Below are 12,273 nucleotides of genomic sequence, written 5' to 3' on the forward strand. Positions count from 1 at the left end.
ATAGGGTTATTTAAAACGCCACTATTCTTGTCATGAAAAGTCCGATTTACACAAAATTATTTGCAGGCTATAAAAAAATGTACTGCCAACTGTTTTCGAGTTGGCAGTACATTTTTTTCGTAAAAGTAAGTTAGTTGTCATTAAACTTTTAGGATAAGTCGATTTACATACGGTGCTCTACACCAAGATAGAAGCTGCGTCCCGGCATAGGATAAGATCCGGGGCCATTACCTAAGGTGCCCGCGGAAGTTAACTCATAAGCCTCATTAGTTAAATTATAGGCTTTGAGGTAAATACGGGTAGCGGGATTAATTTTATAGTTGACTAGCATGTCGAGAGTTACATAAGATTTCGAGGTGAATTCTTCCAGGCTGCGGCCGGTTGCACTCCGAAGTGTAAGACCTGCATCCCATTTATCCTGATCGTACTGTACGTTTAGACGATACCCATTGGGCTGGCTATTGGAAGTATAGTTTACATAATTTCCGTTTTCGTCCTGGACTTGCGTTTTGTTATAGGTGTAGCCAAGGCCTACTGTCCATTGCGGTGATAATTCCCGTGTTAAGCTCAGGTCTAAGCCACGTCTTTTTTCATGACTTGCATTATAGTAGTAGCCAGGGACGTAATAACCATAGCCGGAGATGTAGGAAGCATCAGGGTCACTGGCGTCTGAATCGTATCCACTCTTAAATTCAAGAGCATTTTTAAGCCGGCTGCTGTAAACACTGGCTTGTAATTTGGTTCCATCGCCCAACTTCGTATTAATACCTAAAGTAGTTGTCGTTCCTTCTTCCGGTTTGAGGTTGGGGTTGCCAATGGTCCAGCCGTTATCCCAAAAAAGATCCTGCATGGTAGGATTTTTTACATACTGTCCCCAGGAAGCGTAAACATTTGTATCAGCGTTAAGCTCCTTATTTACGGTAAGACGTGAGGTCGTATTCTCGCCGCTGATACTATGGTCATCATAACGCCCGCCTGCCGTGATAGACCAATTATTGACAAACTGCCAGCGATTTTCCAAGAAGAGAGCCTTGCTTGTATAGCCTTTGTTGATTGACTCTTTGTCATCCAGATGTTCTTCTCGCCAGTCGGCGCCGCCGGTTAGGGTATAATTTTTCGCAAGCTGCCAGTTTTGCTGCCAGTTAAATCCGTTGGCATAAAGATCGGCAATAGAATTAAAGGAGTCCCAATATTTCAGGTCCGTTTCATTGTGATAGATACGGAAGAAGTTTTCTGCCCCGTTATTCTGCCCCCAGTGGTAGGTTAAGGCAATATTATCATCTACTTGTTTACGGTAGCCGTTTGGATAAACGAAATAGGGATTATTAGTTCCGGAATAGCCAGATTTGTCATCCGCATGTTCCAGGTCTAAAGAAAGAGAACGGTCATTACTAAGATCTTTATCTAATCTCATTGTCAGATATTCCTGATCAAATCCACTATTGTTCTTGGTTTCTGTTTTGCCGGTTGAGGGATTTTTGTATTTAAAGTCATCCCGTGTTTTCTTTTCTGCGGTGATCAGGTAGCCAATTCCATTTTCTTTGCCTTCCGTGGTCAGGCTATACCGCTCGAAGCCCCAACTGCCAAACTCGGATGAAATAGAAGTATTAGCCGTTTTCGCTTTGCGTGTAATAATATTAATAATACCGCCGACCGCATCGCTGCCGTATAGCGAGGAAGCCGGACCCCGGACGATTTCAATGCGTTCAATATTTTTGATTGGTAAGGAATTAAGGTCTATTCCTGCATGCGAATTTCCACTTATAACAAGATGGTCCCAGCCGATTCGGCGGCCATCCACCAGAACCAATACGCGGTCATCGCCATTGATCACAGGAACGGTACTGGTACCGGTTTCTTGCAACGCGATATTGCTTTTCTTTAAAATATCAGGCAAATTGGTAAAGCTGCCTTTTTCAATTTCTTCCTGCGTGATAACTGTTACATTAGCTGCAACTTCAGATTTTTTTACAGGCATACGGTTAGCTGTTACAACGTATTCATCAAAATTAAAGGTTTCTTCGCTGGCTGCGTCTTCAGCAAATATTATTTGCGATGTACCTAGCAGCACGGCGCTACTGAGCAGCGAGCATAATAATTTCTTTTGGTTTAATTTCATAAAAATCTCCCTTCGTTCTCTGTTCGTAGGTTTTGTGAATAGAATGAATAAATCCATTTTCAACAGGAGTCCATCAGAAACTGCGAATGAATAAATGAATATGTATGGGAATAATTAGTTGACTGACAGCAGTCGGTCGGTGAGTATAAAAAAAGTTATTTGACTGACGACAGTCAGTCGATAATCAAAATAATTTTATATTTTCATTTCACACACCTTTCTTTTTATATGTGTGTACCAGTGATGTGAGAGGATTGATCTTGTTGGGCGATTGCCATCCAGGATCAAGGCTGCCCGTAAATAAACAAATTCTTATGATTGACAACAGCTATAAGAAATAAAGATAAGCCTAAACGATTATGATTATCAATATCATGGACAAATACGATTATATTCTTTTGGAAAATGTAAGTCAATACTTTTCTAATACCTTTCTAATCCGTTGTAGAACAAAGTGAGATGGTTTAATTAAACCTAACAGGCATATTCTTACAAACAAACTGCGGTAAGGCTCGGATGAAGTAGAAATGTGTCTCAAAAGTCATTGCAAAAGAAGAGGAGAGGATTGACAAAATTTTCTCAAAAGCGTATAGTAATGTTAATAAAATATGTATTGAAACCAATGATTAAGAAGAGTAAGCTTTGTGCCGGTCACTTACAGAGAGTTGCGGGTGGTGAAACGCAACAGGGAAGCCTTAGCCGAATGGACTTAAGAGGGCAGACGAACAGCCGCCGCAGGCAGCTTAGTAGTAGCTGACGGGAACTTCACCCGTTACCAAGGAAGTGCATATCATGTTGTATGCAGAAGAAGCGGGTGCGTTTTCGCACCAAGTTGAGTGGTACCACAGAAGTATAGGCTTTTGTCTCAGTGAGAATTGAGATAAAAGCCTTTTTTTATTATCCAAAATCAGATATATGAGGGGAGACGGCAGTATGGCAAAGAAAATTCCACACAGATTATATTTAACCGAGGAGCAGATGCCGACACAATGGTACAACTTGCGGGCTGATATGAAAGAAAAGCCTGAGCCTATGCTAAATCCGGCAACAGGAAAGCCGGTGGAACCGCAAGACTTATATCCCGTATTCTGTGAAAAGCTGGCCCATCAGGAATTGGATGATACAACTAGATATATTGACATCCCGGAAGAAATTCTGGAAATGTACAAAAATTACCGTCCTTCCCCGCTATGCCGTGCCTATAGTCTGGAAAAAGCGTTAGGGACTCCGGCGAAAATTTACTTTAAGTTTGAAGGCAACAACACATCTGGCAGTCATAAGCTGAACTCGGCTATTGCCCAGGCTTATTATGCCAAGGAGCAGGGACTAAAGGGACTGACTACGGAAACGGGTGCCGGGCAGTGGGGGACGGCTTTGTCGGAAGCCTGCTGTTATTTTGGGATGCCGCTTACGGTATATATGGTCAAGGCATCCTATGAGCAGAAGCCTTTCCGGAAATCCATTATGGAAACCTTTGGGGCCAGCGTGATTTCCAGCCCCAGTCATACGACGGAAGCCGGCCGAAAGATTTTAGACGCCAATCCGGGAACCTCGGGCAGTCTGGGCTGTGCAATATCGGAAGCGGTGGAAAAGGCCGTTACTACCGAGGGCTATAAATATGTGTTAGGGTCGGTACTGAATCAGGTACTGCTCCACCAGTCCGTCATCGGTCTGGAAAGCGAGAAGGCGATGGAAATACTGGGTGAATATCCCGATATTGTTATCGGCTGCGCCGGCGGCGGCTCCAATCTTGGCGGTCTAATTGCGCCGTTTGTGAGAGATAAAATTACTGGCAAGGCGAATCCGCGGTTAGTGGCGGTAGAGCCGGTTTCTTGTCCTTCGCTGACCAGGGGGAAATTTGTATATGATTATTGTGACACCGGAAAGATTACCCCGATGGCCAAAATGTACACTCTCGGCTGCACGTTCGCACCGTCGCCCATTCATGCCGGCGGTCTGCGTTATCACGGCATGTCGCCGGCTCTTTCCAAGCTGTATCATGATGGCTATATGGAGGCGGTGGCAGTAGGCCAGACCAAAGTATTTGAAGCGGCGATTTTCTTTGCCAAGTATGAAGGCATTCTGCCGGCTCCCGAATCTTCCCACGCTATTCGTGTTGCGATAGATGAAGCCTTAAAATGCAAAGAGACGGGAGAAGAAAAGACCATTCTCTTTGGTTTAACCGGAACAGGATATTTTGATATGACAGCCTATAATTCCTTCCATGAAGGGACAATGAGCGACTACATCCCGACCGATGAAGAGCTCCAGAAGGGCTTTGCGGAACTTCCTAAAATCCCGGGAATCCAGGAGTAGTCACCTAATCAAAGTTACTGTGAGTTTAATCGGTGGTTAAGCTGCTTTTATGCCAATATCCGGTGAACTCGCCTCGATCGTTACAGGAGCCCGTGTACTCTTTCTTACATACTACTTAATTTTTCCAGAAAACTATCGATATAATAAGTAGTATAGTTATGGATGGAGTCGGGACTATGGCGATTGATCAAAATAGCTTGAGCAGTTTGCTGGCGGTCTTCGCGCCCCGCAGCAATATGACGGCTCTGCGGGAACAGCGCGCAAATCTCTTGCAGAAGCTGCAGCAAAATCCTGGTGATCCGGACGGTGACCGGCAACAGGCATCGGATATAAAGAATAACTTTCGGGAGCTGGCCGCCGTCGATCAGCAAATTTCTCAGGCCATGTATGACGAGATAGCCGGGAAGCTGGAAGAAGAGCGATTAGAGCAGGAGGCCGCGTCTGCCAGAAAAGAGCGGATCCGGGAACGGGCGCTGGCTAAACATGAGCGTTTCTTAGAAAATAAGAGTATGGGCAAACTTTTGTCCGCTGCTCTTAAGTCAGGTTATCCGAGCGGCATTGGCAGTCCTGGCGTTAGCGGCAGTGGACAGGGCGATATAAGTTATATTTCCGATGCCGAACGCGATTTACAGGAAGCCGTGCAATATGGAATTGCTGCGGCGGAAGTGGCTGCGCGCCGGAAAAATGCGGAGACCAAGGCACAAACCGAGGAAAACGCTCAAAAGCGGCAGGCTGCGCAGCGGAAAAAGGCTAAGTCTGTCAATATAATAGTTTGATCGTTGCAAAATAACTGTTTTTTTAATGAAAACAGTTATTTTTTTGATAATCATTTGAAGTGGGTTTTGTAAATGAAAAAATAGCAATTTTTTTACATTGTATATAAAAAAATTGCTATTTCTTTTTAATGAAATAGGAAAGTGGGAATCGTTGGCGAAATAGTATGACGATTCATACAGTTCAAATTTTATTCCGGAAGATATTTGCCGAGAAATTCGGAAAAAGGATTGGAGTTTTTTCACTTTCGACCTATTGGGCTGTCTTTTTACGGAGTTATTATGTAGGGGGCTTCATAAGGGGGAAGAAGGGATGGACCGATCAACAAAGTTTACCTTAGGGGAAACGGTAAATGTTCAGGTTTTACAGGAAATCCAAGATAAGTTTTCCGATGCTACGGGCCTTGCGGCGGTTATTGTCGATTCGGAAGGAAATCCTCTAACGCGGCCAAGCAACTTTACCCGGTTTTGTAAGGCTATACGATCAACAGCAAAAGGGCTTGAGCGTTGTATAAATTGTGACGACCAAGGCGGACGGCGTCGTCAGAAACCATCGGTATATCAATGCCACGCGGGACTTACCGATCTGGCCGCTCCAATTATTGTACATGATCAATATATTGGAGCTTTTTTGGGCGGACAAGTTTTGATTTCGCAAAAAGAGTATGATGCGAAGGAAAATATGTATCAGTGTACCAAAGATCTGGATATTGACAAAGAAAAACTGACGGCTGCTTTCCACGAGGTGAAGGTGATGCCTAAAAAACGCATTCAGGCAGCGGCTGATCTCATGTATATCATGTCAAACTATATTGTGGAAATTGGTGCTGCCAATATTTCAAGCAATTTGCTTATGGAGGAAATGAAGGCGAAGGCCAATCTGGAGGCGATGCTGCGGGCGACTGAATTAAAGGCGCTGCAATTGCAGGTTAATCCGCATTTCCTCTTTAATACGCTCAATACGATCGCCCGTCTTGCCCTTTTGGAAGGAGCGGCGCAGACTCAGGAAGTGGTGTATGCTCTGGCTGATTTATTGCGGAATAACCTGCGTGATATGGATGATCTGCGGACACTGTCGGAGGAAATCAAATTGATTACGGATTATTTAACGATCCAAAAGGTCCGTTTTGGCGAGCGTATTCGCGCTGATATTGACGTGGATCCGCAGCTTACCAATACGAAGGTTCCGGCCCTAACGCTGCAGCCTATTCTTGAAAATGCCATCATACACGGTTTGGAACGGAAGGTCGAAGGCGGCAAAGTAGGGATTGTGGTACGCCGGCAGGACGATCAGGTCGTAATTTCTGTTGTCGATACGGGTGTCGGTTTGTCGCCCGATAAAATTCATGAGATTTTTCAGGCCGAAACGCGGAAAGAAACTCACGGGCAGACGACCGGACTTGGCATTTTAAATGTACACAAACGGATTCAGCATTATTTCGGCAAGGAATATGGCCTTAAAATCAACAGTGTGTTAGGGGAAGGTACGACCGTAGACATTTATTTACCCTATCAATTTCAAACTATCTGAAACGTCCCTGACGGCGCTTTTTGCGCCATGGATCATTCCGTCAGTTTGAAAACACACTCTAGGGCGTGTTTTCAAACTATCCGAAACGCTCCCTGGCGGCGCTTTTTGTGCCATACTTCACTAAAATTTTTTGAAATAGGGGCCGCTATTCCTGCAAAATTTTAATTCGTCTGGCGCAAAAATCACTCGCCATGGATCATTCCGTTAGTTTGAAAACACACCCTAGGGGAGAGTAAAATGCATAAACTTCTGATTGTTGACGATGAAGAGATTGAAAGAAAAGCTCTGCAGGTTATTATTGAAAAGAGCAGCCAGCCGATCCGCGTTGTTGCTGAAGCGGGCGATGGCGGCAGCGCCTGCCGTATCGCTGCCGCCGAGAAACCGGATATTATTTTGATGGATATCCGTATGCCCGGGATGAACGGTATTGATGCGGCGAAGAGAATCCATGCAGCATTGCCGGAAACCTCCATTATCATTCTTACGGCCTTCGATGAGCTTTCCTATACTAAGGAAGCGATTCGAATCGGTGCCGTGGAATATTTGCTCAAGCCGGTCCGTCCTGCCGATATTACGGCTGTGCTGCAGTCCACTTGCGCGAAAATTGCGGGGCGAAAGGCGAAGATCGAGGAGGAAGAACAACTGCGGGCCAGTGTTGCCGCGGCGCTGCCCTTTATTCAGATGTCTTTTGTATATGATCTTATCTCCGGTGCCATTTATGACAGTGAAATTTTGCGGGAACGGTATCATTTTCTGGGGCTGTCTATTGCGCCGAGTGTAGCGCTTGTGGCTGACATAGATAATTTCCGTCAACTGACCATGCAAGGGTCGGAACTTGACAAGCAGGTAATCAAGCAAAAGGTCTATCAGTTGATTGTCAAACTTTTTGGCACAGACAGCCTGGTTACGCCTCTGGGCAGTGATAATGTGATTATTTTGCTGGGCTTTTTGGAAACTGCGCGGGAAAAAGTGGAACAGTTGGCGCGGCAGCAGGCAAAACGCATTCGTGATGCCGTTGCCAGTGAACTGGGGCTGAGTGTTACCATCGGAATCGGCAACTACTATGCTGATATTTGCGATATCCATAAATCCTATGTGGAGGCTTTGGCCGCCAAGCGGCAGCGTTTTTACCTGGGGGACAATCAAATTATCCATATTAAGGATATTCCTCATTTGCAGGAAGGCCCGCTGCAATATCCCTTTCAGTATGAACGGGTATTATTGGAACAGGTTCGCTGTGGTAACAGGGTCCAGGCCAAGGAAGCCCTTGTTTTGCTGCTGAAAGAAATTTTTTCCAGTCACGCAAACATGGACATTGTGAAAGCCTGTATTTTGGAACTGCTGATCGTTTTATCACGGGCCGTTGTGGAGGGAGGATCCAATTTAGACAAACTGACTTTGCTAGATTTGAACTGCCTGGAAGAATTGCAGCGGTGCACCAGCCAGGAAGAAATTGAACTATGGCTGACCGGGGTATTGGAAAAAACAATGGATCATATGCTCGAAAACCGCGCCAGCATGAATGTGCGGGTCATTCATAAAGCTTGCGAGTACATTACCAAAAACTACAATCGAAACATTTCGTTGGAAGAAGTGGCGCAGACCGTTCATTTAAGTCCCTTTTATTTCAGCCGGCTGTTTAAACAGGAAAGAGGCTATAATTTTGTTGATTTTCTGACCAAAGTGCGCATTGAGAAGGCGAAAAAAATGCTGCAAAACTCTGATTATACGGCGATTTGCATTGCCGCGGAGGTGGGCTATAAGGATGCCAGCTATTTTAGCCGCGTATTCCGCTATGCTGTCGGTATGACGCCGAATCAATACCGTCACGCCGTCCAGTCCGGCCAGCTTCTGCTGCCAACAGGCTGCCCCGAAAGCAATTAAAGACAGGGAACGTTAAAAAGGAGTCTGCCTTAAGGCAGGCTCCTTTTGGCCTATGGGACTTTTTTTACTTTTTCTGATAGTTTTATGTCAATTCACCTTCCAGTAGTAGGAAGGACGGCAGCTAAGCCGAATAGTAGGAACATACACTTGATAAAATGGGGGTCTCCGGGGTGAATATACAGGATATTCTAGCGGCAATCAGTGTGCTTATTAACGGGATTCCGGCAGGGTTGTATGCCATGTCTTTTGGTTTTGCCGCCGTGCCTACGGCCATCGGTTTTGCCGTCGGCGTTATCGGCTGCGGTTTGTTCGGGCTTGTCACACCGATTTCCTTTCAGGCGGAAACGATTACTTTGGCCGGAACGTTGGGAAAATCACCGCAGGAACGGTTTTCGATTATTTTTCTGGAAGGGGCTATTCTGCTTGCCGTTGGCCTGCTTGGCTTTTTCCAGGCGCTTGTAACCTTTATTGGACCTGTTATTACGAGCGGAATGATGGCCGGGGTAGGCATTATTTTAGCCCGTGTAGCCGTTGAGATGGTGCGGCGGCGGCCAGTCGTAGGCGCCGTATCGGTTTTGTCGGCGCTGGTCGCTTATTATATAACACCGAATCCCGGCGACAAGCTTGTTTATACGATTGTTGTGTCCGTTATTCTCACATCGGTGGTAGAAACCCTTTGGTTCCGGTCGGAACAACAGGCCGGTGCTGTGACCAAAGAACGATTTGTGCTGCAGAAGCTGGTTATGAACCGGAATGTTGTCCGCAGTGCTTTGGCTATCTGTGCATTGAATGTGGGCGCCAATATTGCTTTTGGCTCTATTACGGCTAAAACATTGGCAAACAGCGAGGTGAACCTGGATCACCTTACCATCGTAAGCAGTCTGGCCGATATGGGATCGGCGCTCTTTGGCGGCGGACCGGTGCAGGCCATTATTTCCGCTACCGGCGCTGCGCCTCATCCCCTGTGGTCGGCCCTGGCCATGATGGCCATGATGGCTCTTCTGTTATTGAGCGGCATGTTGCCCAGGCTGGGACGGTATGTCTCAGGCGAGTCCATCGCCGGTTTCCTGCTCGTGCTCGGTGCGATCGTAACGGTTCCGGCCAATGCAGCACTGGCCTTACAGGGCGGTATCGGCAGCGCCGGTTCCGTGATCGGCGGCGTCACGCTGGCGGTGACGGCTGTTACCGATCCGTTTATCGGTATGCTTAGCGGTCTTTGCGTGCAATGGCTGCTCAGCGTATTTTCCTTGTAAACCTTAGACCGGAGAGAGGAGTAAAACCTATGGAGCCTTATGCAAAGATTTATCAACTGCAGGAATTAATCGAGACGAAGCGGGCGGCGGACCGTCCGGGTCCCTATAAGGTAGGCGTCGATCTGGGCACAGCTGATGTGGTGCTCGTTGTGACGGACAGTGAAGGGAATCCTGTGGCCGGCAGCATGGAATGGGCGTCTGTCGTAAAGGACGGTCTTGTTGTTGATTTTCGTGGTGCCACAGAGATTGTGGAGCGATTAAAAAAAGAAGTGGAAGGTATTCTCGGCGTGACTCTTGATAAGGGAGCTACGGCGATTCCGCCCGGGACGGTCGGGCGAAATGCTGCTGCCTGCGGCCATGTCATTGCCGGCGCCGGTCTCGATCCGGTCTGCCAGGTCGACGAACCGGTGGCGGCCGCAAGGGCACTGGGCATTAAAGACGGCATTGTTATCGATATCGGCGGCGGTACGACAGGTGTTGCGGTATTGAAAAACGGCGAGATTGTTTTATCGGAAGATGAGGCGACAGGCGGTACCCATATTACTTTGGTACTGGCAGGCGCCTTTCATATCAGTACGGACGAAGCGGAAAAAATGAAGCGCGATTCGTCACGGCACAAGCAGCTTTTACCGGTTATCCTGCCTGTTATTGAGAAAATGGCAACCATCGTGAGAAACATGCTGGCCGGTCACGGGGAATATGACGACTATCCCGTTTATGTGGTCGGCGGCACGGCGTATCTGACCAACTTCGGCGAAGAGTTCAGCAAGGCTTTTGGACGTACTGTCCATGTGCCGCCTCATCCATTGCTGGTGACGCCGCTGGGCATTGCCATGTTTGCCTAAGTATAAGTAATGAAAATAGGAAAATGTAAAGGAAAAAGACGAAAGATCCGGAAGATCTTTCGTCTTTTTCCTTTACGGCAGTTATATCAGATGGCCGCCCGGAAGAGGTTTTCCATCTCTTGTTGTGTAGCCTGGCGGGGGTTAGTCAGGCTGCACATGTCCTTCAGGGCATTGGCGGCAAGGAGGGGGATATCGTTTTCGTTGAAGGCTTTGATTTCCCGAAGCCCCGGCGGAATGCCCACCGCCTTTGATAAGGTGCGGATGGCGATGATTGCCGCCTGGGCGCTTTGTTCCAGCGACATATTTCGCGTATCGATGCCGAAGGCTTCACTGATATCACGGAATTTTTCCAAGGTTACAGCGGAATTGTACTCCGCCACGACAGGCAGCATGATGGCGTTGCACAGGCCATGGGGCAAATTGTAGAAGCCGCCGAGTTGATGGGCTGCTGAATGCACATAACCGACGCTTGCATTATTAAAGGCGATGCCGGCCAGGTAGGCCGCATTGATCATCATTTCACGGGCTTCCAGGTCCTTGCCGTTATGGACGGCCGTAGGCAGGTAATTGGCCACCAGCTCGATTGCTTTCAGGGCCTTGCAGTCCGTTACCGGCGTGGCATTGGTGGAGATATACGCCTCAATGGCATGGGTTAAGGCGTCCATGCCGGTCGCCGCGGTTAAGGAGGGCGGCATATCGATCATTAAGGTCGAATCGTTGACGGCGATACGCGGCGTGATGCGCCAGTCGGAAATGGTCATCTTCACGTGCCGCTCTTCGTCCGTGATGACGCAGAAACGGGTCAGTTCACTGCCCGTACCTGCCGTCGTATTGATTGTAAAGAGCAGGGCCGAAGGTTTTTTCAGCTTGTTCAGGCCCTCATAGTCATTGATCCGTCCACCGTTAGTGGCCAGAAAAGCGACAGCCTTGGCACAGTCGTGCGGTGAGCCGCCGCCAAAGGACATAAGGAAATCACAGCCGTTGTCGGCAAAAAGCTTCAAGGCTTCCTGGGCATTGGTGACGGTCGGATTGGGATGAACGCCGTCATACATGACATAAAGCAGTCCAGTGCTTACCAAGACGCCGGTTACGCGCGCCATAAGCTTGCTTTGCGCCAGAAAGGCATCGGTTACAATGAGTGCCTTACGCAGCTTCATCGGTTTCAAATATTCGGCAAGTTTTTCCAGACTACCGGCACCGATCAGGCTGATTGGCGCCATAAAATATTCATGGATCTGATTGTCCACTCTTTGTCAGCTCCCTGTCATTGATTCGTCTGTTTCATCGTATCATTTCATTTTGGCGCTTACAAGAGCCGGAGGGGCCTTTTGGGGCAAGTCGGCAAGATAAGTCTATAATGGGAAAAATTATTAATGAAAGGTCTGTCTGTAGTGCAAAAAGGCTTCTAACCCATTAGGGGGAAGAAGAGCAATTTATTATCATAATGAAGCAATTATCTGGCTTAGATGGATATTCATTTCATTATATAATAAGACTAACATGTTTAAATGGCCATTGAACTGAGTGCCGAATTTTCCATCTTCTTATCCTT

At 47.2% G+C, this 12,273-nt stretch carries 8 protein-coding genes and 1 other annotated feature; of the genes, 6 read left to right on the forward strand and 2 right to left on the reverse strand.

All coding sequences use genetic code 11. The annotated features are described in order from the left end of the window. Nucleotides 1–163: 163 nt before the first annotated feature. Nucleotides 164–2,119 carry a TonB-dependent receptor plug domain-containing protein gene (locus tag BMW43_RS12155; RefSeq protein WP_245732418.1) on the reverse strand — a complete coding sequence of 652 codons (1,956 nt, stop codon included), beginning with the start codon at nucleotides 2,117–2,119 and terminating at the stop codon, nucleotides 164–166. 613 nt (nucleotides 2,120–2,732) lie between these two features. After that, nucleotides 2,733–2,990: a binding site (T-box leader), on the forward strand. A 62-nt stretch (nucleotides 2,991–3,052) separates the two neighbouring features. On the opposite strand from BMW43_RS12155, the gene BMW43_RS12160 reads away from it, so the two are divergent. From BMW43_RS12160 to eutJ, 6 genes are all read left to right on the forward strand, one after another. Next, a complete protein-coding gene (locus tag BMW43_RS12160; protein WP_091747735.1) occupies nucleotides 3,053–4,435 on the forward strand; it encodes a TrpB-like pyridoxal phosphate-dependent enzyme in 1,383 nt (460 codons plus the stop codon). 176 nt (nucleotides 4,436–4,611) lie between these two features. Continuing rightward, complete coding sequence (locus BMW43_RS12165; protein WP_091747738.1) at nucleotides 4,612–5,211, forward strand: hypothetical protein; 600 nt, start codon at nucleotides 4,612–4,614, stop codon at nucleotides 5,209–5,211. 310 nt (nucleotides 5,212–5,521) lie between these two features. Continuing rightward, complete coding sequence (locus tag BMW43_RS12170) at nucleotides 5,522–6,739, forward strand: sensor histidine kinase (protein ID WP_091747741.1); 1,218 nt, start codon at nucleotides 5,522–5,524, stop codon at nucleotides 6,737–6,739. A 237-nt stretch (nucleotides 6,740–6,976) separates the two neighbouring features. Beyond that, a complete protein-coding gene (locus tag BMW43_RS12175) occupies nucleotides 6,977–8,623 on the forward strand; it encodes a response regulator transcription factor (RefSeq protein WP_091747744.1) in 1,647 nt (548 codons plus the stop codon). 170 nt (nucleotides 8,624–8,793) lie between these two features. Next, nucleotides 8,794–9,876, forward strand: a complete 1,083-nt coding sequence (locus BMW43_RS12180; protein ID WP_091747749.1) for a guanine permease — start codon at nucleotides 8,794–8,796, stop codon at nucleotides 9,874–9,876. A 29-nt stretch (nucleotides 9,877–9,905) separates the two neighbouring features. Beyond that, the gene (eutJ, locus tag BMW43_RS12185) at nucleotides 9,906–10,721 is read left to right on the forward strand and encodes an ethanolamine utilization protein EutJ (protein WP_091747753.1); all 816 of its coding nucleotides are present in this window, start codon (nucleotides 9,906–9,908) and stop codon (nucleotides 10,719–10,721) included. A gap of 86 nt (nucleotides 10,722–10,807) precedes the next feature. Here the strand turns inward: eutJ and BMW43_RS12190 are convergent, their stop codons facing one another. Beyond that, the gene (locus BMW43_RS12190) at nucleotides 10,808–11,968 is read right to left on the reverse strand and encodes an iron-containing alcohol dehydrogenase (RefSeq protein ID WP_091747755.1); all 1,161 of its coding nucleotides are present in this window, start codon (nucleotides 11,966–11,968) and stop codon (nucleotides 10,808–10,810) included. Between the last annotated feature and the right edge of the window lie 305 nt (nucleotides 11,969–12,273).

It is taken from the genome of Propionispora vibrioides (genome assembly GCF_900110485.1).
GTDB lineage: Bacteria > Bacillota > Negativicutes > Propionisporales > Propionisporaceae > Propionispora > Propionispora vibrioides.